A 23,058-nucleotide genomic window follows, 5' to 3' on the forward strand; every position below is an offset into this window, starting at 1 on the left:
CGGCAGGCTCAATTTCGGTCTAACGCAACAAGCAAATCGGGTTTATGAAAAAAAAACATCGGCCATTGTCAACACCCTACTTAGCCTTTAATCGTCTGCAATGGGCTGCGCTGCGCGATTGTGTGCCAATGACGCTAACAGAAGAGGAAATTGTTAAGCTAAAAGGGATTAATGAAAGCTTATCAGTAGAAGAAGTGGCGCAGATTTATCTGCCCTTATCACGTTTGCTGAATTTCTATATTAGCTCTGATTTGCGTCGTCAAACGATACTTAAGCAATTTTTAGGTAACAACAATAGACAAAACATCCCTTATGTTATTGGTATAGCGGGAAGTGTGGCGGTGGGTAAAAGCACTACCGCACGGTTGTTACAAGCGTTATTGAGTCGCTGGCCAGAGCATCGGCAGGTTGAGCTCATCACTACCGACAGTTTTCTTTATCCTAATAGGGTACTTGAAGAACGAGGTTTGATGAAAAAAAAAGGATTCCCAGAATCCTACGACATGCGCAGTTTAGTGAATTTTATTGCGGAAATAAAATCAGGCGCTAGCCAAGTTTGTGCTCCGGTTTATTCACACCTGAAATACGATATTGTACCTAATGAAAAAAAAATCATAGAACAGCCGGATATTCTTATCTTAGAAGGATTAAATGTATTACAAAGTAGCATGGATTATTTGCATGATCCACGTCATGTATTTGTTTCTGATTTTGTTGATTTTTCAATCTATGTTGATGCCGCTGAAAATTTATTGCAAGAATGGTACATCGATCGATTCCTTAAATTTAGAGCGGGGGCATTTTCTAATCCTGATTCTTATTTTAGCCATTATGCTCAACTGCCAGAAACAGAAGCATGTATCACAGCCAGCCAATTATGGAATGAGATAAATGGTTTGAATTTGAAGCAAAATATCTTGCCAACACGTGAACGTGCTAGCCTCATTATGACCAAAAGTGCTAATCATGCTGTGCAGTCTGTTCGGCTGAGGAAGTAGCTAATGATTGGATTAGGTGTGTCAGATCCTTACCCACCCCGTAGTGATATTTCACCGCCGCTGTAAGCTTTGACAGTCCCGTTTTGCTCTAATAATAATGCCCCTTGCGAATCAATCCCGCGGGCGATACCCCTGATTTCTTTTTTCCCGACAATCAATTTTACTGGACAACCACAATAATTATCTAACTGACGCCAGCGATCAATAAAAGCGGTTAATCCTTCTTTTTCAAATTGCGTCATGTCACGCTTTAATGCGGCAAATACTTCTGCCGTTAATTTATTACGATCAATAGTAATCCCTGCTTCTTGTAATGTCGTCCAATCCTGGTTGATTGATTCTTTTTGTGCGGTTATTGGCATCAAAATATTAATACCTACTCCCATCACTAATTGCACCGCATCACCCATCTTTCCGGTTAATTCCACTAGGATCCCAGCCAATTTTTTACCATGTAGATAAAGATCATTCGGCCATTTTACTCGGATATCTTCCACACCCATTTGCTTGAGTACCTCCGCAATAGCGGTACCTATGACCAAGCTTAGCCCCGTAACAGATTCAGGTCCTTGCTCCAATCGCCAAAACATAGAGAAATAAATATTGCTACCAAAGGGGGATACCCATTGGCGACCACGTCTACCACGGCCAGAGTATTGATGCTCAGCAACACAAGCATCACCCGATTGGAGCTCGTTCATACGCTCTAATAAATATTGATTCGTTGAATCTATTACGGACAGAACCTCTATGTTTCCTGAATCAGACGGCATATAACTGCGTATTTTTTTCTCATCGAGCAGCTGGAGAGGGCAAGTTAAACAATAACCTCTGCCAGATAGACTAAATACATCCAGCCCCCAACTTTTTATTGTGCGAATGTGCTTATTAATTGCAGTACGGCTGATCCCCATGATTTCGCCTAATTGCTCACCAGAATGAAACATACCGTCAGCTAATATATTAATTAACCGTAGAGGGACTTTACTCTTTTTCACGAAAAATACTCCTTGGGATTAATTTCTCCATTTGCAGCAATGTAACGCACTTCCGGCTCCAACCAAACGGCAAATTTTGATGCTACTTGTTTGCGCACGTAATTAGCTAAAGCAAGTATATCCTGAGCCACTGCGCAATCAATATTAATCAATACTAAAGCTTGTTGTTGATGGACCGCGGCTCCGCCTATACGGTGGCCTTTTAAAGAACATTGATCGATCAACCAACCTGCTGCCAATTTCACACTATTATCTGATTGCTGGTAATAAGGCATATTGGGATAGTGTTTTAGGAGCTGTATTGCCCTTTTTTTACTTACTAGCGGGTTTTTAAAAAAACTCCCAGCATTACCATTCACTGTTGGATCGGGCAAGTTATTACGACGTAAAGTACAAACTAGATTAAAAATTTCTTTGGCAGTGACGGTGAGGGGATCCAAACGATTTAATTCACCATAGTTTAGTATTGGGCGCCATACTTTAGCCAATTTAATCCCCACGGCAACAACAGCAAAACCTTCTCTGTAACGATGTTTAAAAATGCTATCACGATAACCAAACCGACAATCTTTTGCCGTAATACGTTGGTTAATACCGGTATTGAGATCCAAAACATCGACATATTCACATACGTTTTCTAATTCAACTCCGTAAGCACCGATATTTTGAATAGGAGCTGCACCAACACAGCCAGGGATCAGTGCTAAATTTTCTAATCCTGCCATATTATTCTGTAATGAATAACACACCAATTGATGCCAATTTTCACCGGCGCCGACATGTAAATACCAAGTCGTACTGTCATCGGTATGACTGATGCCTTTAATCCGATTCAACAACACAGTCCCAGAAAAATCTTCGACAAATAATACATTACTGCCTGCGCCAAGCAGCAAAACAGGTTGATGTGCCTTTTTAGCCTCGTGCCACGCATTGGTGAGTGTTGAAATTGAATCAGCGTAGAGGACTTTAGTGGCATACATAGATAAAGCAAACGTATTGAGATTTTTTAGAGATGTCCCTTGATTTAACATAGCTTAAATGCCTATTTTAGAGTTTGCAGCTTCCTAATCGACAGCATTAGACTCCTTTTTGTTCGGAATGAGTAAAGAGGTATTTTTTAGCGCTGATTTGAAACCATTTTTTCGTTTCTATTCGTATTGAGTAAGAGTCTACGGCGGTTCTTGTTAAGAGATCAATAAAGATTGTGTAGAAATTTATCCAATGTGTCGTAAAATCTCGGCCTTTAGGCTGTGGGGATATAAGGAATGGTTTTCCAACTAACCTGTGTTAAAATGCCATGGCTAACAGCGAAAGCTTTGGCATAGCTATGACGGCAATCAGTACCGCAGGGCTTGCGGGATTTTAAGCCTGTAGAGAGAGTCGGTGCAGTTAGGCCGCTCGATGAAGCAGGAACCCACTGAGGCGAGTCAGTCTTCGGTCTGAACGCGGTAGGAATCCTCGCCATTTAGGGCGGGGAGCATGCCAAATTTCCCTGTTTCATATCCCATGACTTTGTTAAAACGAGCCGCCTTGCAGTTCTACACCTTAAAAAATACCGAGGCACATTATACCCTTCGCCTTTGAGCCGCCGCGTTTTTGGCTGCGGGTATTCGCCGAATCTAGTATGTCTACGCTCATCGGTCGGTCGCCCTGGCAGCCGAAGGCAGCTTCAAAGGCGAAGGGTATAACAATGTGTGAGTACTAGCTTGCTATCCAGCAGCTAAACTGCAAATAGTGGCAACGGAAGTCTAATTACATTTTGGGAACAGCGCCAGATGGATATTATGTTAAAAATTATTGACGCTCTATGGCAGCAAGATTATGAAACGCTGGCCAATCCATCTTTAGTTTGGGCGATATATATTTTATTATTTGTAATAATTTTTTTGGAAAATGGTTTACTTCCCGCCGCCTTTTTGCCCGGCGATAGCTTACTGCTGCTTGTTGGCGTGTTGATTTCAAAAGAAGCAATGAATTTTTCCATCACACTCATTGTATTAACAACGGCAGCTAGCCTAGGCTGTTGGTTAAGCTATCTTCAGGGACGATGGTTAGGTAATACTAAAATTGTGCAAAAATGGCTGGCTTATCTTCCGGCGCATTATCATCAACGTTCTCATCAACTATTTCACCGTCATGGCTTGTCCGCGCTGTTAGTCGGTCGATTTTTAGCTTTTATTCGTACCCTATTACCTACTATTGCTGGAATTACTGGCCTGAATAACGCCCGCTTTCAATTTTTTAATTGGATGAGCGGCTTGCTTTGGGTACTGATTCTCACTTCCCTAGGATTTTTTCTAGGCAGAACGCCTGTTTTTATCCGATACGAAGATGAACTCATGTTTGTCTTAATATTGCTACCATTAGCACTATTGGTCATTGGGCTATTCGGCTCCATATATTTTTTGTGGCGAAAAAAATATGTCAATCCGGTCAAAGAAGATAACCAATCGTGATCCACCGTAAAATAGGTTTTCGTCTGGCTACTAGGCAGCATTGGTGGTTAACGGCACCTGCTTTAGCCGCTCTCGTGGTATTTTTTATCTTCATCATGTTACCAACAAAAAATACGTTACAAATTATCGCTAATAAGCCAGGATTCAAAATACCTGATGGCTTTGCAGTGTACCAATACCTCGATGAGCAAAAAATCCGTATTAAAAGCATTACATACGAAAATGACGCTCTAGTGATAAGTTTTGAATCCCCCCCCAGTGTCAGTCTAGTTGTCGCCTCTAATTTTCGTTAATGGGAACTAATAAAGAGGCGATATAATCATGGAAAAACCGACGTATTCGGAAGAGTTTAAAGAGCAGGCGCTGTGTAAGGTTTATCATCGGAATGGGCGTACAATGAAAGCCATTGCGGATGAACTTAACGTGCCGCCGAGGAAGCTAAGAAGTTGTTTAGCAGAAAGTGAACTCGCCTCTTGGTGCAGGGGGCAGGGTATTTTTGTTCATCACCTGAAGCAATGGCGCGCGGATTTTTGTGACCCGAAGCGAACACAACGCAGTAAGAGGAAAAATGATTATTCCCGAACAGCGCCAGTCTATTATGATGTGGATTACTGAAGCAACGCAGGCCGAACGCGCCGAACAGCGCCGCCGCCCCACAAACTCTCACCCTGTGAGCGGGCTAAGCTACTGGAAATAACCTCTTCGGCCAAATTTGCTCATTTACCCCCGAGTCAAATTGTGCCGATGTTGGCTGATGAAGGGCTCTATTTCGCCTCCGAATCCACTTTCAAGACGCCCGCGCATGGGTCGAACACGTGGTGCACTGGTATAATCAAGAGCATCGCCACAGTGCCATTGAATTTGTCACACCTGCACAAAGACATGCAGGCCTTGATAAAGCCCTATTAGCTCAGCGTAACACAGTGTATGAAAAGGCACGCGCTGCAAACCCTACACGCTGGGCAGGTCAAATCCGTCAGTGGCCGTATGTGAAAGAAGTCCATTTAAATCCACAAAAATCCAGAGAAAAAAAGGTGAAACCAGACGCCAAAAAAGCAGCCTAGGATTTTACATCCTGGGCGACAACTACATTGACAATTACCGGTAACGACAGAGTTGCTCAGGATTAAACTGTAGTGTGGAAATTAAGGTTGCGTCAGCAAGCTGCTTGGCCGAAACCGGTTTACCTGCCAGCGTTGCCCCCATCCGGCTCAGGGTACGAGCGGGTAGCGTTGCCCCATTTAAGGTAATATTCGATGCTTCTGCTAGCCGCTGCCGCTCACTCTTAAAATCTTTTAATGACGCCTGAAATACCTCCAAAGTAGGGTAGTATTTTCTTGCCTCAGCAATATTCACCTGATAGGTGGCTTCGAAACCGTATTGCCCCTCTTGAAATAGCATTCCGTAGTATTCGCCCCGGGTTTGGCTACTCTGTGGGTGATAAGGCTCTGCCAGATAGGTTTGCAGTGTTGCATTCAAGGTATCTCCGTTTTTCGTAGCATCCGAGCCTGTCACGCTAATTTCACCCACATAAGAGTCGTACAAAGCATAGCGGTGTTGCCTACCTTGATAACGGCTGGACAGCATCAATACATGATTGCCGGCTTTTAATAGATACTCCCCCTCATTGCTAATTTCTATCTGCTGCACAGGGGTAAAAATGGCCTGATTAAGGATATTAATTGATTTTAATTTACCAAATTGCTGACCGAACTCATGAAGTTGCTTGACGTCCGCATCGGGTAGCGCGCGCCCTCTGTTTTTTGTTCGTTAATCATAGCGTGCGTCACTATGGCATTAAGAAAATTCTGTGTTTGGCTTTCTCCCGCTGCACGCGCATTCAGCCAAGCCATGCCCATCCCCAGGGCGGGATCTAACTCATTAATTAATCAATTTTAGATTACAAAACACACAATTTGTGTATATTAATTAAACATATGAGAAAATTTCGTCTGCGAAATGCTTAAATATTGATCTTATTGATGACAAAAAATACAAAGTGGAATACCGCCCTGTGCCCATCCCGGTGGCGGTAACAAAAGCGTAAGTGCTGCTATCGCCGATAAACAGCCCTTGTGGCGCAATACGGATATCAATTTCTACCCCCTGGGTTCTATTTTCCATGCCCGCACGCCGCCAGCTCACAATACTATTTGATTGGCAGGCGCTCCAATAATTACTGTATTGCCGTGCTGTTTGCCCCGTCATCCCACGTAATTGAGCGTAGGAATCCTGCAATTGCAACAACTGATGCATGTCATTACGCCACGCCTGATAATACCTGTGCTCAAAAGCGGTCAGAATTAATTTTTCTACGTCCAGAATGCCCTCAGCCCGATGAAAAGAATCTGCCAGGTCACGCCGTTGTTGCACATCCAATGCAGAATATTTCACTTCACCTGATGACAACTGATCAACCAAGGTGATAGCACGTACCAAGCGCATCGTTAGATCGCTGGCCGAGACTAATTGACCTTGTATATTCCAGGTCAACACTAACTTGTCTTCACTGATTTTATGGTACAAGAAACCGTCATCGCTCAAGGTGATTTTATGACCCAGTTCATTGACCGCCATCTGCGTACGGCGGGCGGCAATATCCGCTCTGATCCCTTGTTTATCCAGCGCTATGCCAAACTGGTAGGCATAACCACCGGTTTGCAGGTCATAGTCGGTCAGTGAACAGCCTACTAGGCTGACGTAATGAGGGGTGCTGTTAACTTGATAGGTTGAGTAAAGGATCGTACTCAATTGTTTAATTTTTTCTGCCAGCTTGGTAGGGCTATATCCACCCAGTGTTTGGTGGTTGATCTCATTTTCACCCCCGCTGCCATGGCCGACTACCTGCCAGCGTAGCTGGCCGCTCAGTACATTGCCATAAACTAAATGAAGGCGACCTTCTGAATCGAATTTAAACTGGACGGAACGATCAGGGTGCTTACTGGTTAATTTTTCTGCAGCAATCACGACTGCAAGGTCATCCTCAAGCTGAAGAATAAGTTGACTGTCAAAGCGAGTATTGGCGCTGTAGTTGGCACCACTGACCGCTAATTTATTTGATTGAGATATAGGTGGGCTGGTAACCCTATCATCTAGCAGGTTTGTCGCGTAACGAATAGTCTGTTTAGTGTCTTCCCTGGTCATTTCGCTAAAAATTAACTCCTCGCTTTTCGTGACAAACTGAGTATAAACATAACAGCGGCACAAAGAACGACAGACGGGCCAGCGGGTGTATCATAACAAGCTGACAAAATGAGTCCTCCACTTACCGCTAGCATGCCAATAACCACCGCTATCCCTGCCATTTGCTCCGGAGTGCGGGCAAATCGACGAGCAGCAGCAGCAGGAATGATCAACAGCGAAGTAATAATTAGCGCTCCGACAAATTTCATCGACAAACCGATGGTAATGGCAGTAATCAGCATGAGTAGCATCCTGGATCGTTGCAAATTAACACCGTCCACGTGAGCCAGTTCAGGGCTGATGGTCATCAACAAAAATGGTCGCCATTGCCAACAAAGTATCAGTAATACCAAAGCGGCTCCACTGGCAATAAGCCAAATATCACTTAATCTAACCGACAGTAAATCACCAAATAAATAAGCCATTAAATCAACCCGCACATTATGCATTAGGCTGACGACCACTAAACCAAGAGACAAAGCACTGTGCGCTAAAATGCCAAGTAAAGTATCAACAGCAAGCTGTGGTTTTCGCTCCATCAACACTAATATTAATGCCAACATTAACGTAATGGCTATCACCGTATAAAATGGATCAATATGTAGTAGCAAGCCACAAGCCACACCGAGTAAAGAAGCATGCGCCAGCGTATCACCAAAATAAGACATTCTACGCCATACGATAAAAGAGCCTAATGGACCTGCTAGCGTAGCTAATAACATGCCAGCTAACCAACCGGGAAGAAGCAGTTCAATCATCGATCATCGCTCCACTTCATAACGATGGTTATGACGATAAATCGCCAGTTGTTCAGCGCCACTTTTACCGAACATCGCGATAAATTCAGGATGCATAGAAACCGCTTCAGGCGTACCTGAACAGCAAATATGCTGATTGAGGCAAAGTACTTCATCCGTTTTAGCCATAACTAAATGTAAATCATGTGAAACCATCAACAGAGCGCAACCTAATTCCATGCGTAATTGCTCAATTAAATCATAAAGTGCCAGTTGCCCATTAATATCTACCCCTTGTGTCGGCTCATCCAATACCAATAGTTGGGGTTTATTCAGTAATGCTCTAGCCAGCAATACACGCTGACTTTCACCACCAGACAATTTCTGCATCGGGCTTTCTAACAAATGAAGGGCTTGAACCCGGTTAAGTGCTGACAAAATATCTGCTGATTGGCTTTTTGCCTGTAAGCCCATGAAACGGTTTACTGTCAAAGGTAAGCTCGCCTCTAAATAGAGTTTTTGTGGCACATAGCCGATACGTAGAGCCGGTTTTCGTATCAATGTACCGCTCGTGGGTGCGAGAAGCCCCAGAACTACCCGAACTAGCGTTGATTTACCCGCCCCATTGGGACCCAGTAAAGTCAGTAACTGCCTCGGCTGTAAGCAAAGAGAAATATCATTGAGTACTCGTCTTTCACCTAAGGTAACCGAGATGCTATTAAGCATTATTAGCGTGGACATAATGATCACATTTGCAAAATCAATTTAATGTTATAATATTACATTTGATTGATTCACACGACGAGAAAATTTACTTTATGTTCAAGAAAAAGAGATGGCGGCAGTACGCGGCTCTCACTGTTGTATGCCTCACCTTTAACACCTTTAATCTTGCTTTTGCCACTGTAGTTACTTCAATACGCCCATTGGGATTTATTGCTGCCGCTATCACAGAAGGTGTCACACCAACAAAAGTCTTATTGCCTAATGGTGCTTCGCCCCATGACTATGCTTTACGTCCATCGGATCTAACACTGCTACGCGATGCGGATTTAGTTATTTGGATTGGACCTGACATGGAGATTTTTCTTAGTAAACCATTAACCCGGTTTGCTACTAATAAACAGATCGCCATTGCACAATTACCTAAAGTTGAAGCGTTATTAATCAGAGACACTGAACATGATCATCCGGTTTCTGAACAGGTAACAACAGAAAAAGATGATCATCACCATCATCATGGCGATTATAATATGCATCTTTGGTTATCACCTTCAATAGCCAAACTAGCCGCAATCGCGATTCATGATAAATTGTTGGAACTTATGCCGCAAAATAGAGACAAACTAGATGAAAATCTGCGTCAATTTAAAGATCAACTAGCGCAACGCGAGGAAAAAATTGCTAAGATGCTTAAGCCTATACAAAACAAAGGATATTTTGTTTTTCATGATGCTTACGGCTACTTTGAAGAACGGTTTGGCTTAACGCCATTGGGTCATTTTACCTTCAATCCCGCAATACAGCCTGGGGTACAACGTTTAGATCAAATAAAAACCCAGTTGCTTGATAAAAAAGCAACCTGTATTTTTGCTGAGCCACAATTCAGGCCAGCCGTGATCAATGCTATTGCCGAGGGTACAGATGTACATATAGGTATGTTAGATCCACTGGGGGGAAGCATCGAGTTGCACAAGGACAGCTATGTAGAGTTTTTATCTCAGTTGTCCGATCAATATCTAAGCTGCCTGAAATAGATCGCTACCCAATGAATTTTGAGTTACGGCAAGGTGGCAATCAATCGAATCCCAGGAGTGTATCCCCTTCGTCTTTGAAATTGCCTTCGGCTGCCAGGGCGACCGACCGATGAGGCAAGCACCCGCAGCCAGGCTTCAAAGACGAAGGGGATGGTACATGACAGAGTGATGAGAGCAAGCAGCCAACGCCGTCGTAACTCGAAAGACGAAAGGTATACATTGTAAGGATAAAAACAATTGCAGCAGGTAGTCCGAACTATCACTTTAACGTATAACAGCCTATCACGCCCACACCGTATAATGCTGGGGTCTTTGATTCTAGTGACATTGGCTGTGTTTATTTGGCAACCTGCTGTTCATCTTCCAGAAAATGATCCTATCAGCAAAGACATAACACTGAACCTCACTCAGCCAAGATCATTACCCCTTGATGTCAACGAACCGCTTGAGCAAACAATACCCGAACCTGATGAAATTCTCCAAGATGAACTGGATACCAAGTCTCCTAATGGCTCCAGCACCAATGAATATGTGATTTCGTCAGGGGACACCTTAGGCAATATTCTGACTCAATATGGCATCGATAAGGCGGATATTGCCTTGCTGGCTTCACAACATCGAGCATTGCGTCATCTAAAAGTAGGTCAACAGATTTCCTGGTCCATCAATGCAAATGGGGATTTACAACGCTTGCTTTGGGAGGTCTCAGCTCGCGAAAGCCGCATTTATGATCGCATTGGCAATCACTTTAAAGAAAAAAAAATATTGCAACAAGGTGAATGGCATGACAGTGTGCTAAAAGGACGTTTCGGAGGAAATTTTATCAAAAGTGCAAAAAATGCTGGATTAAATACCACCGAAATACGCGCTGTTACTAAAGCACTACAATGGCAATTAAACGTCAATAAACTGCAAAGCGGCGATCAGTTTTCAGTATTGATGTCACGAGAAAAATTTGAAGGCCGTCATGAGCAGAGCCGACTACTTGGGGTTCATATACTTTCAAACGGCAAAGATTATTACGCGATTCGCGCCAGCGACGGAAAATTTTATGATCGCCATGGTTCTGGTTTAGCGCGGGGTTTTATGCGTTTTCCGACGATGAGACACTTCCGTATCTCTTCTGGATTCAATCTGCGCCGTGTTAATCCGGTCAGTGGAAGGATTACCCCACATAAAGGAGTGGATTTTGCGATGCCAATAGGAACACCCGTACTCAGCATCGGGGATGGTGAAGTGTTGATAGCCAAACGAAGCGGAGCCGCAGGTAATTATGTTGTTATCCGCCACGGGCGCCAATACATCACGCGCTATATGCATCTAAAAAAACTATTGGTTGAGCCAGGGCAAAAAGTAAAACGGGGAGATCGCATCGCTTTATCCGGTAATACGGGGCGCTCTACCGGACCACATTTGCATTATGAATTATGGATTAACCAGCAAGCGGTTAATCCTGTCACCGCAAAGTTGCCACGTTCTGAAGGGTTAACAGGCCAAAGTCGCCGGAAATATATGGCAACAGCCAAACAAGTTGTATCGCAGCTGCGTTTTAATTAATCGACAGAGTGTGTTATGCATCAAGAAAAAAATAAAAACGAAGGGTTTATTCCACGCTTTCAAAAATCATTTCTTTATCCGCGTTATTGGCTAATTTGGTTTAGCATTATGCTTCTTATTGTCTCAGCTTATATCCCTGCTAGAATACGGGATCCGTTTTGGGCCAGCCTCGGACGCCTCGTCGGAAAATTTGCTAAAGGTGCACGGCGGCGTGCACGTATCAATCTTTGCTATTGTATGCCGCAATTAGATGAAAAAAAACGCGAAAAACTGATTGATGACATGTTTGCGGCCGCAGCACAGCCCATGGTGATGCTGGCTGAATTATATTTACGTGGCACTAAATCACTGTGTTCGCGTGTACATTGGCATGGCAGAGAAATATGGGACGATGTACAAAAGCAGGAACGTAATATCATTTTGCTGGTTCCTCACGGTTGGATGATAGATATCCCTTTCATGTTGCTGGCAGCAGAAGGAAAACCCGTAGCCGGCATGTTCCATCATCAACGTAATTCACTCATCGATTATTTGTGGAATCGTACCCGATTACGCTTTGGTGGCCGTATTCATTCACGCGAGGAAGGCATAAAACCCTTTATTAGCTCGGTACGTCAAGGATTTTGGGGTGGTTATTTACCTGATGAAGACTACGGAACTGATCAAAGCGAATTTGTGGATTTTTTTGCCACTTATAAAGCAACGTTACCAACGCTTGGACGCTTAATGAAAATATGCAACGCTGCGATTGTGCCCATGTTCTCTGTCTATGATTACAATAAACACCGTTTTGATATTTATATTCGCCCACCAATGGATGACTTAACCGGTGCAGATGATGCTTATGTCGCACGGAGAGTCAACGAAGAAATAGAAACATTGATCACCCCAAATCCAGAACATTACGCTTGGATATTGAAATTCATTAAAACCCGAAAACACGGTGAGATACAACCTTATTTGCGTAAGGATCTTTAATCCCACCGTCCACTAAGAGCCTATTCGAAATCTTCTTTGAGCTACGCTCCGGCGAGGAAAAAAGGGATGAAAAAGATTTTGAATAAGCTCTAATACACAACCATAGGATAATCAAGGAGCATCGATATGGCAGCAAGCGATCCTACACCCGCCTGTGATCTCGTTATTTTTGGCGCTAGAGGTGATCTAGCACGCCGAAAACTACTGCCTTCACTTTACCAGCTAGAAAAAGCCGGTCATCTCCATCCGGATACACGAATTATTGGTATGGCTCGTGCCGATTGGAATAAAGAGCAGTATAGCAAGCAAGTGAAAGAATCCCTTAACAAATTTATAAAAGAAAAGTTAGATAATTTACTCTGGTCTAAACTCCAAGCGAGATTAAATTTTTGTAAGCTAGATGTCGAAGACAATGAACATTTTAAAAAATTAAAAGAATTGCTTGATCAAAAAGATCATCCCGCGATCCATTATTTCGCTATGCCGCCAAGTACCTTTGGCTCGATTTGTAAAGGATTAGCGCAAGCAAAATTAAATAGCCCCCCCAATCGAGTCGTGATGGAAAAACCATTAGGCAAAGATTTTGCCTCATCACAGGTGATTAACAATCAAGTCGCTAAATATTTCAACGAATCTCAGGTTTATCGTATCGATCACTATTTAGGCAAAGAAACCGTGCTCAATTTGCTGGCCTTGCGTTTTGCTAATAACCTGTTTATCTCTAACTGGGATAATCGTACTATCGATCACATACAAATTACCGTTGCTGAAGAAGTTGGCATTGAAGGGCGCTGGGGATATTTTGATGAAGCAGGTCAAATGCGAGATATGGTGCAAAGCCATTTATTGCAGATTCTCACTATGATTGCTATGGCGCCTCCTGCCAAACTTAATGCCGATGATATCCGTGATGAAAAAGTGAAAATATTACGATCTTTACGCCGTATCGATCATCGTAACGTGCGTAATACTACCGTTCGTGGCCAATATATCGCTGGAAAGCTGCAAGGCCATCAGGTACCCGGTTATCTGGAAGAAGACGGGGCAAATAAAAATAGCATTACCGAAACCTTTGTCTCAATCCGACTGGATATCGATGATTGGCGTTGGGCAGGGGTACCCTTCTACCTACGCACTGGTAAACGGCTGACAACTAAATGCTCTGAAGTCGTGGTGTACTTCAAAAATCAAGTACTCAATTTATTTACGGGATCTTATCTAGAACTACCACAAAATAAATTAACCATTCGTTTACAACCTGATGAAGGGATCGAAATACAAATTCTCAATAAAGTACCCGGCTTAGAGCATAAACACCGATTGCAAACAACTAAACTTGATTTAAGCTTTTCGGAAACTTTTCATCAAGAACATCTTGCCGATGCTTATGAACGTCTACTATTGGAAGTCATGCGGGGCATCCAAGCATTATTTGTCCGTCGTGATGAAGTGGAAGAAGCCTGGAAATGGGTTGATTCCATTATGGCAGCTTGGAAAACTGAAAATCAGGCACCAGAACCCTATGAATCAGGTAGCTGGGGGCCAAAAGCTTCCGCTGATATGCTCACCAATGATAGTCGTTCATGGAACGAATAGTAGACTGATTCGGCTATACCCAATGAATTTCGAGTTACAGCAAGGCGGCAAGGGCGACCGACCGATGAGCGTAGACATACTACGTGATTCGGCGAGCATCCGCAGCCAACGCCGCCGTAACTTGAAAGGCAAAGGGTATATATTAAAAAATCGACTATACCCAAAGCCAACAACGCGGCGGCTTTAAAGGCAAAGGGTATAATCACTTTAACGGTGATTTTTATCGAGGCATCGCGTGACGAATGATTTTGCAATAGAGGGGGTGTTAGCACGCGCCATCACGGGATTTAATCCCCGCGAATCACAGCAAAAAATGGCGCAGGCAGTCCGCGAAGCTATAAAAGCCAAACAACAGTTAGTGGTGGAAGCCGGTACGGGAACTGGCAAGACCTTCGCCTATTTAGTTCCAGCATTACGGGCAAAATGTAAAATTATCATTTCTACCGGCTCCAAGGCGTTGCAAGATCAGCTCTATGGGCGAGATCTACCCACCATCGTGCAGGCAATAGATTTTAAAGGCCAGTTGGCTTTATTAAAAGGACGGTCAAATTATCTTTGTCTCGAGCGTTTAGCTCAACAATTGCTCGTTGGCAATCAACAGACAGATAACATACTAAAGGAGTTTACCTACTTACGCCGTTGGTCATCAACAACAGAGGACGGCGACATCAATACCTGCGTTAAAATAGCAGAAGACAGTCTTATCTGGCCATTGGTAACCAGTACCCATGATAATTGTCTAGGGGCTGATTGCCCAAAATATCAAGATTGTTTTGTCGTGAAGGCTCGGCGCCGAGCTATGGATGCGGATATCGTTGTCGTCAATCATCACCTTTTTATGGCCGATAGGGTAGTGAAAGAAAGTGGTTTTGCTGAACTCATTCCCTATGCTGATGCAGTGATATTCGACGAGGCTCACCAAATTCCTGATATTGCCAGCCAGTATTTCGGGCAACAATTGACCAGCCGTCAGTTAATGAATTTAGCCAAAGATATTATCGTTATCTATCGAACGGAACTACAGGACACATCTCAATTACAAACCAGTGCTGATCAATTGATTAAATGTATACAAGATCTCCGCTTAGCTTTTGGCTCCCTCACGCCTCAATCTCACTTTTTGGGTAATTTTCGAGGAGATTTGGCTGATCTATTACAAAAGAACTTACGACGAACCGCACCGTTGCAACAAGCACTGGTATTATTGAAAGAGGCATTGGAATTTTGTCATGACACCGTCAAGTCATCCCTTGGGCGTTCCGCTACACTTGATACCCTTTACGAACGAGTGATGATGTACCTTAATCGATTTAAAAGACTCAAAGAAGTTACGATCCCTGGTTTTAGCTACTGGTATGAATGTAATCCCCGCCACTTTATACTGGCGTTAACCCCTCTTTCTATTGCTGAGCGTTTTCATGAATTAATGATCGAAAAACCCAGTAGTTGGATTTTTACTTCAGCAACGCTTTCCGTTAATGAGGGATTTGAGCATTTTACTCAACGTCTCGGATTGACAGAAAGCAAAACCTTGCTGTTACCTAGCCCATTCGATTATGCCAACCAAGCATTACTTTGCGTACCACGCCATTTACCCTCACCTAATCAATTCGATGTAGCGCAAAAACTAGCGGATATGCTTAAACCTGTGATCGAAGCCAATCATGGACGGTGCTTTTTTTTATGTACCTCCAATCAAATGATGCGTGAACTGGCAGAAGCTTTTCGCGCCAGTATGACATTGCCTGTTTTAGTACAAGGAGAAACCAGTAAAGAGGCGTTATTAAATCAATTTATTACCGCTGGCAACGCCTTGTTGGTGGCAACCAATAGTTTCTGGGAAGGCGTCGATGTGCGAGGAAACACATTGTCCTGTGTCATTATTGATAAATTGCCCTTCACTACTCCCGATGATCCTTTGTTGAAAGCGAGAATGGAAGACTGCCGTTTACGGGGTGGAAATCCTTTTAATGACGTTCAGTTACCTGACGCAATTATTATGCTAAAACAAGGCGTTGGGCGTTTAATTCGTGATATTAGCGATAGAGGGCTATTGGTTATCTGTGATCACCGATTAGTAACACGTCCTTACGGCGCTACTTTTCTTAACAGTCTGCCACCAACACCACGCACACGTGATTTAATCACCGCTATTGAATTCGTTAAACCACAAAGACTTTAAACACAAGCGATAACAAATAAAAAGAACTTTTTTAGGCATTTTTTGGCGTCGTTTTTGTATTACTTATAGCCCGAATCAGTCTAATTTGATTCAGGCGGGGGAGTGCAGACAGTACAAATAGTACGGCAAGCGACGACAACCCAGAATTGGGTAGACACTCCTAGGATTCGATTAATTGCCGCCTTGCCGTAATTCGAAATTCATTAGGTTTACGCGCTCATCGTTCTCACGCCCTGGCCGCGCCTAGTGGCAACTTGAAGGGCTGTGGGTATATTAGACCTCTTTGGAAACCGTAGTTCGTTATGCGGAGTCAAGGCACCCGGCGCACAGCAACCTTCGTTAACATAAAGTACATGAGGATTGCGCGCACCGGACAACGCAGGATCCGTATCACGCAGTAGGTTTCCGAAGAGGGCTATTATTAGGCAACAAGTCGAATGCTGTTTTAGTATCCAAAATCGGCAGGCTATGCCAATAGTCCTTGTCGTTGTTGCATTCCTTGCGTAAAAGTTTGCATACCCAGCTGCCCATTAGTTTGCATTACACCTTCTAGTTGATGTGTTTTACCTTCTCTGATCAGGTTACTGACCGCAGTACTGCGCGTTAAAATTTCAAATAAAGCGATACGTCCCCCTCCTTGCTTATTGACAAGCTTTTGGGCGATGACCGCAACCAGCCCAGCGGCTAATTGTCCGCGAACAGCAATTTTCTCTGCTGCTGGAAAAACATCAATGAGCCGATCAATCGCTTGTGCTGCCGTCCGAGTGTGTAAAGTCGCTAATACAAGATGCCCGGTTTCGGCGGCTGTCAATGCCAGGCGAATACTTTCGGTATCACGTAATTCACCCAGCAAAATAATATCAGGATCCTGACGCAGTGTTGCATTTAAGGCCGCACTGGCAGAATGCGTATGACACCCCAAATCTCTTTGTTGAATCAGACCTGCACCTTGCTCATGAATATATTCAATAGGATCTTCCAACGTAATAATATGCCGTCCTCCTTGCTGATGAATCGCCCCAATAATCGCATTCAATGTGGTTGACTTACCGCTACCCGTAGCGCCAGTGATCAAAATTAATCCATCTTTCTGTTGCATTAATGGTTCAATAGACCTCTTCGGAAACTAGCATTCATATAAGAATTTTGGTAAAATACTCCTAAACAAGGAGCCGCCATGAAATATGAAGTAATAAAAGTACTGGAAGAGGAAAAATTTCGTCGCTTAACGGGTGTTAAACGCAGTACATTTGAAAAGATGATAAAGATATTGAATGAAGCAGATAAGAGTAAGCAAGGGAAAGGAGGTCGGAAACCCAAGCGGGGTTTAGAAGAGCGCTTATTAATGGCACTGGAGTATATACGAGAATATCGCACTTATTTTCATGTCAGCCAAAGCTATGGCGTGAGTGAGAGCACATGCTATGAAACGATTAAATGGATAGAGAATACACTAATAAAGCATCCTGATTTTGCCCTACCTGGACGCAAAGCTGTATTAAAAAGGGATAGGGAGTATGAGCTGGTTCTTATTGATGCCACAGAAACGCCGATTGAACGTCCCCAAAAAAACAAAAGCCGTTTTACTCAGGAAAAAAGAAACGACACACCTTAAAAACACAAGTGCTCGTTGATAAAAAAAGTAAAGCAGTCATCTGTACAAGCTTTACGAATGGGAGGCGCCATGATTTTAGGTTGTTTAAGGAGTCTGGTGTGCGAATACATCCTGACATCAAAACAGTTACCGATACAGGTTACCAAGGGCTTGGCAAGATTCATTCAAACTCGGCGTTGCCTAAGAAAAAGACAAAGAAAAATCCCTTAACAAAAGAAGATAAACGCAACAATCGTGCGTTATCAAGCCAGCGTGTATTAAACGAACATGTCATTGGTATGATTAAAAGATTTAAAATTGTATCAGACCGTTATCGAAACAGGCGAAAACGTTTTGGATTAAGATTTAATCTGATTGCTGCAATTTATAATATGGAAATTAGATAAATGATAGTTTCCGAAGAGGTCTAATGATGTCCGGCACCGCGAGGGCAGTCAGCTGAGGGCAGTGGCTGGATATCAACCGGAAGGCCACTGATAAACCGTGCTGTTGCTGAAAAAAATTTCCCCGAAGCCTTTGTTTATTTTTTGTCGTGTAGGCGAAATCCAGTTGCCCGGCTTGTCGTAATTTTAAGCGTTGCGCCTCGTTTAATAGCTGTTGGCATAATGCTTGTAGCTCACTATTATTTACTGGTGAATATTCCGGGAAAGGACATAGTAGGCCATCAATACGTAACCGAGGGTAATGGCCACTACAAAGATGCAGATCAGATGCATTATGTTTCATACTCAGCACAATTAATTGTTCAAAATCCATGGCAATCCCTCAGAGCTTATTCGAAATCTCTTGTGCTCGCTGATATCCCCTTCGCCTTTGAAGTTTTAGATTACTCGGTACTCGCAATCCTCATGTACTTGTGTACACAGCGGTTGCTGTGCGCCACATTAAGTATGGCTCAGAGAAAATTTCGCATATATAGCCAAACCAGTTTAATTTGATTCTGTGTTGTCGTCGCTTGCCTTACTATTTGTACTGTCTGCGCTCCTCCGCCTTGAATCAAATTAAACTGATTCGGCTATATCCTTCGCCTTTGAAGCCGCCGCGTTGTTGGCTGCGGGTGTTCGTCGGCTAGCGACAACTTCAAAGGCGAAGGATATAAGCTCTTCAATTCATGTGAGCATGACATGATCACTATCCAACAAAATATACATGATGTTAAAAAACAAATCGCATCAGCAGCAGAGCATTGCGGACGCTCTCCCAAAGAAGTGTCTCTGCTTGCAGTGAGTAAAACTCAATCTGTGAGTGCGATCAAAAAAGCGATCAACGCTGGACAATACGCTTTTGGCGAAAACTATGTGCAAGAAGCGATAGATAAAATTGCTTATTTTGCGCACCACTCGAAACTGGAATGGCACTTTATTGGCTTATTGCAATCCAATAAAAGTCGTTTAGTTGCCGAATATTTTACTTGGTGCCATACGGTAGATAGCCTGAAGATAGCCCAGCGACTAAGTCATCAGCGGCCGGGTAATATGCCCGCGTTAAATATTCTTATCCAAATTAATATTAGTGGTGAAAAAAGCAAATCAGGCATTTCATTAAATGAACTACCACAATTGGCTGAGAACATTTATACCTTGCCCAATCTGCAATTACGTGGATTAATGGCGATTCCGGCGGCAGATAATGATTATCCGCGCCAACTGGCGATTTTTCAGCAGATGCATCAGGCTTTTCTGTTACTCAAAGAAAATTATCCGCAAGTAGATACCTTATCTTTGGGAATGACCCATGATATGACAGCAGCTATTCATGCTGGCAGTACTTTAGTGCGTATTGGGACGGCTATTTTTGGTAGTCGAGGTAAAACATAATCAATTTTAAGAGAAAAATTTTATGGAACATCGCAGTATTGCTTTCATCGGCGCGGGCAATATGGCTCGTGCAATTATTGCTGGATTGTGTCATCAGGGCTATCCCGGCGAAAAGATAAGTGTTTATGCCCCTTCTGGGCAGAATCGTGACACTTTGGCGAGAGAATTTGGCGTTATTAGTAGCGCTGATAATATCGTTTCAGCTCAGCAAGCAGAAGTTATCGTGCTCGCTGTTAAACCACAAATCATGGCTACAGTGTGTGAGTCACTGAAAGAGAAGATTGATTTCTCTAAAAAATTAGTATTATCTATCACGGCTGGAATAAGCATTGCACGTTTTTATGCGCTATTGGGCGATAAACTGAATATAATTCGGATCATGCCTAATCTTCCTGTATCGGTCGGAAAGGGGATGTGTGGGTTATTCGCACCAAAAAACACAGATCAATCTGACCTTAATTTTGCTGAAGATTTTATGCGTTCAGTCGGTGAGGTTTGCTGGTTAAATGCTGAAAGCGATATTAATACCGTGATCGCAGCGGCGGGCAGTTCGCCAGCTTATTTTTTTCTATTAATGGATGCCATGCAGCAAGAAGCGATAAAACAGGGCTTTGATGCTGAAAAAGCAAGATTGCTGATACAACAAGCGGCATCTGGTGCGGCAGCATTAGTGGAAGCCAAACCACAATGCTCTTTATCAGAATTATGTCATCAAGTCACTTCGAAGGGAGGCACTACCGCGGCGGCATTAAAGATATTTGAAGAAAATAATATGGCAAATATTGTCTCCCAAGCGATGCAAGCCGCGATCACCCGGGCAGAGGAAATGGAAAAGTCGTTTTGAAAAATACCAAATGAATGAAAAACTAGACCTCTTTCGATATATACCCTTCGCCTTTGAAGTTGCCTTCGGCTGCCAGGGGGTGAGACCGATGAGCGTAGATAGACTACGTGATTCGGCGAGCACCCGCAGACAACAAAGCCGTAACTTGAAAGGCGAAGGGTATATCTACTGTAAATGCTATCTGAAACATAATATCAAGGATTAAAATTTATCCATGTTAACGCTGATTTTTTTGACTAAAACCGTTATCGACCTTTACGTGATGCTACTGTTACTGCGCATTTGGATGCGGTGGGTTAATAGTGATTTTTACAACCCCTTTACACAATCTGTTGCCAAATTGACTCAACCAATCATCGGCTCTCTGGGCAGAATACTGCCTTCATTAGGCCCTATTGAGAGTGCATCCTTATTTTTTGCATTTTTATTAATGACGATAAAATATCCGCTGTTATTATTAATTCAAGGCGGGGGCTTGGTATTAAGCCCTTATAATCTTCTTTTTGGTGTTATCTCTTTACTTAAAGCCGCCGGGTATCTTATTTTTTGGGTAATGATTATTAGGGCATTAATGAGTTGGATTAGCCAAGGAAGCAGTCCAATGGATTATTTGTTATACCAATTGTCTGATCCACTGATAACAAAAATTCGCCGTGTGGTTCCATCAATGGGCGGTATTGATTTTTCTCCGATGATAGTAATACTCCTTTTATATTTAATTAATTATTTGGGGATGGATCTGTTAGGAGAGCTTTGGTTCGTACTCTAAACGCCTATTCCAAATCTTTTTCTTCCTCTCCTCAAAAGCAAAATAAAGAATTGAGGAGGAAAATAATTTTTCTGTTGACTATGCTGAATATATATAGAGATAAAAACTCAGTACATATTCAGTATACCCTTCGCCTTTCAAGTTACGGCGACGTTGACAGCGATCACTCATCCTCTGTCATGTACTGCTTGCACACTTCGGGGATTCGATTGATTGCCGCCTTGCCGTAACTCGAAATTCATTGGGTATATGTATATGAGAAAGATAAAAACGCTCTTAAAACTGTTAGCCATTTTTCTATTGTCACCGCCCGCTTTCGCCTATTCTTTAGATGAACATAAAATGTGTGAGCTGCTATTAATGCCTATAAAAAGTTGTGCTCAATCCGCTCCCCCTGCACAGCAAAAAATAGCAGCCAAGATAGAAAGCCCATTTTCTTCGCAAAAAGAAGCGGAAGAATTCAACGCAACAATGCAGAGAATTTGGCCATGGTGGTAATATATTTCCCGCAAAATATGATTTATCTCATTATTACCGATGCCGACTAAACTGGCTGATGAAAGGGATTTAATCAAGTCTGTTTGTATTGATACATAAAAATTGCATTACTAATACGTAAAAAATCTCAACCCATTATTCTTATCCGATACCTTTAATCGTTAAGCTTCATTTTAATCACCAGAACCTTTTCTTACCTGTTTTCATTAATTAGAGAAGGAAATTAAAATGCCAAATGATCTTCTATTATCCGGCGATTGGCCAACAATAATACAAACCACCGATACGACAGAAAATGATCCTGCATTCATTAATCCAGTGTGTTCAAATTTGATAGATGTCTACTCTTCTTCGGAAAAACCAAATTTTGGTTATTTTGATGAAGAAGAAAAAGAAGAAGAAGATTTAAAGCTTGGTTGTGTCAACCCTAACGATATTTTGTCCATAGCTTCTGTAAAAACAATCCAATATTCTGATCCTACCAGTACCCACCCGCCACCTGTCTCACAACAAAGCAGTTCAGTAAACATATTGACTAATCACAAAGCCAAAGTGGATATAAACCCAAAGCCGAAATTAAAGAAAATTTTAGCGGATCCTAACGATAAAATAACCGCTGACTTCAAAGATACCGTTAAAGAAACCGATCAAGATATTTTAATCAAAGCTCTTATTTGGTTTCGTAAACGGCGCGAGGTATTAAGAGGCCCCTACCCTGAAAAATGTCATTACATTGCCTGTTATATGATGAGCGATAACGGGTTTGCTATGCGTGAAGGGAAGCTAGGCGCATTGACCGGCATAAAACAGTCCACCCTGAAAGGTTGGCCCACACAATTAAAAATTCCGATATCTTTTTGGGCTGAACTAAAACGTGCCGCAAATGAAAACACTGAGACAGAAAGTCACAAACGACAGAAGCTCAACACGTTACCGTTAACAGCTGAAGCTGAGATAGAAAGCCCCACCAAGCAAAATAAAGATAATCTTTAAGTTCTTGAGCCAGCCTGTTAGCATTCACCTTATCAAACAGCCTCTGCTGTGAGGCTGTCGCCGTTGCCGATTTTTAT

General features: G+C 42.8%; 25 protein-coding genes and 1 pseudogene. 18 read left to right on the forward strand and 8 right to left on the reverse strand.

What is annotated here, in order from left to right; translation table 11 throughout:
• Positions 1–44: 44 nt before the first annotated feature.
• Positions 45–998 (forward strand): type I pantothenate kinase, encoded by a 954-nt coding sequence (gene coaA, locus REG_RS01615; protein WP_006704208.1) that lies wholly within the window; start codon positions 45–47, stop codon positions 996–998.
• A 29-nt stretch (positions 999–1,027) separates the two neighbouring features.
• Here coaA and birA read toward each other — a convergent pair whose 3' ends face one another.
• Positions 1,028–1,996, reverse strand: a complete 969-nt coding sequence (gene birA, locus REG_RS01620) for a bifunctional biotin--[acetyl-CoA-carboxylase] ligase/biotin operon repressor BirA (protein ID WP_006704209.1) — start codon at positions 1,994–1,996, stop codon at positions 1,028–1,030.
• Positions 1,993–3,030 carry a UDP-N-acetylmuramate dehydrogenase gene (gene murB, locus REG_RS01625; RefSeq protein ID WP_006704210.1) on the reverse strand — a complete coding sequence of 346 codons (1,038 nt, stop codon included), beginning with the start codon at positions 3,028–3,030 and terminating at the stop codon, positions 1,993–1,995. The genes birA and murB overlap by 4 nt, the downstream gene beginning before the upstream one ends.
• Before the next feature lie 744 nt (positions 3,031–3,774).
• On the opposite strand from murB, the gene REG_RS01630 reads away from it, so the two are divergent.
• The 4 genes from REG_RS01630 (at position 3,775) to REG_RS10625 (ending at position 5,519) form a co-directional block, all read left to right on the forward strand.
• On the forward strand, positions 3,775–4,455 hold the full coding sequence (locus tag REG_RS01630; RefSeq protein ID WP_006704211.1) for a DedA family protein: 681 nt from the start codon (positions 3,775–3,777) through the stop codon (positions 4,453–4,455).
• Positions 4,452–4,748, forward strand: coding sequence for a hypothetical protein (locus tag REG_RS01635; RefSeq protein ID WP_006704212.1), 297 nt, complete (start codon positions 4,452–4,454; stop codon positions 4,746–4,748). The genes REG_RS01630 and REG_RS01635 overlap by 4 nt, the downstream gene beginning before the upstream one ends.
• A 28-nt stretch (positions 4,749–4,776) precedes the next feature.
• On the forward strand, positions 4,777–5,070 hold the full coding sequence (locus REG_RS01640) for a hypothetical protein (protein ID WP_006704759.1): 294 nt from the start codon (positions 4,777–4,779) through the stop codon (positions 5,068–5,070).
• Between the two features lie 203 nt (positions 5,071–5,273).
• Positions 5,274–5,519: a hypothetical protein gene (locus REG_RS10625; protein WP_176603386.1), complete on the forward strand. Its 246-nt coding sequence runs from the start codon at positions 5,274–5,276 to the stop codon at positions 5,517–5,519.
• A gap of 34 nt (positions 5,520–5,553) precedes the next feature.
• Here REG_RS10625 and REG_RS01650 read toward each other — a convergent pair whose 3' ends face one another.
• The 4 genes from REG_RS01650 to znuC form a co-directional block, all read right to left on the reverse strand.
• A complete protein-coding gene (locus REG_RS01650; RefSeq protein WP_006704213.1) occupies positions 5,554–6,105 on the reverse strand; it encodes a hypothetical protein in 552 nt (183 codons plus the stop codon).
• A 279-nt stretch (positions 6,106–6,384) separates the two neighbouring features.
• Complete coding sequence (locus REG_RS01655; RefSeq protein WP_260200106.1) at positions 6,385–7,599, reverse strand: C80 family cysteine peptidase; 1,215 nt, start codon at positions 7,597–7,599, stop codon at positions 6,385–6,387.
• A gap of 11 nt (positions 7,600–7,610) precedes the next feature.
• Positions 7,611–8,396, reverse strand: a complete 786-nt coding sequence (znuB, locus tag REG_RS01660) for a zinc ABC transporter permease subunit ZnuB (protein WP_006704215.1) — start codon at positions 8,394–8,396, stop codon at positions 7,611–7,613.
• 3 nt (positions 8,397–8,399) lie between these two features.
• On the reverse strand, positions 8,400–9,116 hold the full coding sequence (gene znuC, locus REG_RS01665; protein WP_039906900.1) for a zinc ABC transporter ATP-binding protein ZnuC: 717 nt from the start codon (positions 9,114–9,116) through the stop codon (positions 8,400–8,402).
• Between the two features lie 77 nt (positions 9,117–9,193).
• Between znuC and znuA the strand changes: the two genes are divergently transcribed.
• The 6 genes from znuA to REG_RS01690 all read left to right on the forward strand — a co-directional run bounded on the left by znuA (position 9,194) and on the right by REG_RS01690 (position 16,445).
• Positions 9,194–10,132: a zinc ABC transporter substrate-binding protein ZnuA gene (gene znuA / locus REG_RS01670; RefSeq protein WP_039907085.1), complete on the forward strand. Its 939-nt coding sequence runs from the start codon at positions 9,194–9,196 to the stop codon at positions 10,130–10,132.
• Between the two features lie 237 nt (positions 10,133–10,369).
• Positions 10,370–11,689: a murein DD-endopeptidase MepM gene (mepM, locus tag REG_RS01675; protein WP_006704218.1), complete on the forward strand. Its 1,320-nt coding sequence runs from the start codon at positions 10,370–10,372 to the stop codon at positions 11,687–11,689.
• A gap of 15 nt (positions 11,690–11,704) precedes the next feature.
• On the forward strand, positions 11,705–12,667 hold the full coding sequence (gene lpxM, locus REG_RS01680; protein ID WP_006704219.1) for a lauroyl-Kdo(2)-lipid IV(A) myristoyltransferase: 963 nt from the start codon (positions 11,705–11,707) through the stop codon (positions 12,665–12,667).
• A 126-nt stretch (positions 12,668–12,793) separates the two neighbouring features.
• Positions 12,794–14,263 carry a glucose-6-phosphate dehydrogenase gene (zwf, locus tag REG_RS01685; RefSeq protein WP_006704220.1) on the forward strand — a complete coding sequence of 490 codons (1,470 nt, stop codon included), beginning with the start codon at positions 12,794–12,796 and terminating at the stop codon, positions 14,261–14,263.
• A gap of 22 nt (positions 14,264–14,285) precedes the next feature.
• The gene (locus REG_RS12980) at positions 14,286–14,450 is read left to right on the forward strand and encodes a hypothetical protein (protein ID WP_176603387.1); all 165 of its coding nucleotides are present in this window, start codon (positions 14,286–14,288) and stop codon (positions 14,448–14,450) included.
• Positions 14,451–14,498: 48 nt separating this feature from the next.
• Positions 14,499–16,445, forward strand: coding sequence for an ATP-dependent DNA helicase (locus REG_RS01690; protein WP_006704221.1), 1,947 nt, complete (start codon positions 14,499–14,501; stop codon positions 16,443–16,445).
• 466 nt (positions 16,446–16,911) lie between these two features.
• On the opposite strand, the pseudogene REG_RS01695 reads toward REG_RS01690, so the two are convergent.
• Positions 16,912–17,556: pseudogene (locus REG_RS01695) on the reverse strand (type IV pilus twitching motility protein PilT); the annotation flags it as partial.
• 66 nt (positions 17,557–17,622) lie between these two features.
• Between REG_RS01695 and REG_RS11745 the strand changes: the two are divergent.
• A protein-coding gene (locus REG_RS11745; RefSeq protein WP_260200023.1) for an IS5-like element ISRein1 family transposase occupies positions 17,623–18,446 on the forward strand; the annotation gives its coding sequence in 2 pieces (ribosomal slippage) (positions 17,623–18,010 and positions 18,010–18,446; 825 coding nt in all).
• On the opposite strand, the gene REG_RS01710 is transcribed toward REG_RS11745, so the two are convergent.
• On the reverse strand, positions 18,439–18,816 hold the full coding sequence (locus REG_RS01710) for a hypothetical protein (RefSeq protein ID WP_176603388.1): 378 nt from the start codon (positions 18,814–18,816) through the stop codon (positions 18,439–18,441). The two genes, REG_RS11745 and REG_RS01710, sit on opposite strands and share 8 nt — an antisense overlap.
• Positions 18,817–19,184: 368 nt before the next feature.
• Between REG_RS01710 and REG_RS01715 the strand changes: the two genes are divergently transcribed.
• The 6 genes from REG_RS01715 (at position 19,185) to REG_RS01735 (ending at position 22,981) form a co-directional block, all read left to right on the forward strand.
• Complete coding sequence (locus tag REG_RS01715) at positions 19,185–19,877, forward strand: YggS family pyridoxal phosphate-dependent enzyme (RefSeq protein WP_006704222.1); 693 nt, start codon at positions 19,185–19,187, stop codon at positions 19,875–19,877.
• 22 nt (positions 19,878–19,899) lie between these two features.
• Entirely contained in the window at positions 19,900–20,721 is an 822-nt protein-coding gene (proC, locus tag REG_RS01720; RefSeq protein ID WP_006704223.1) for a pyrroline-5-carboxylate reductase, read from the forward strand.
• Between the two features lie 10 nt (positions 20,722–20,731).
• Positions 20,732–20,926, forward strand: a complete 195-nt coding sequence (locus REG_RS11020; RefSeq protein ID WP_071985155.1) for a hypothetical protein — start codon at positions 20,732–20,734, stop codon at positions 20,924–20,926.
• A 9-nt stretch (positions 20,927–20,935) separates the two neighbouring features.
• A complete protein-coding gene (locus REG_RS01725) occupies positions 20,936–21,490 on the forward strand; it encodes a YggT family protein (protein ID WP_006704224.1) in 555 nt (184 codons plus the stop codon).
• 255 nt (positions 21,491–21,745) lie between these two features.
• Positions 21,746–21,988: a hypothetical protein gene (locus REG_RS01730; protein ID WP_006704225.1), complete on the forward strand. Its 243-nt coding sequence runs from the start codon at positions 21,746–21,748 to the stop codon at positions 21,986–21,988.
• 228 nt (positions 21,989–22,216) lie between these two features.
• Positions 22,217–22,981, forward strand: a complete 765-nt coding sequence (locus REG_RS01735; RefSeq protein ID WP_006704226.1) for a hypothetical protein — start codon at positions 22,217–22,219, stop codon at positions 22,979–22,981.
• Positions 22,982–23,058 lie beyond the last annotated feature (77 nt).

This window comes from Candidatus Regiella insecticola LSR1 (assembly GCF_000143625.1).
Lineage (GTDB): Bacteria > Pseudomonadota > Gammaproteobacteria > Enterobacterales > Enterobacteriaceae > Regiella > Regiella insecticola.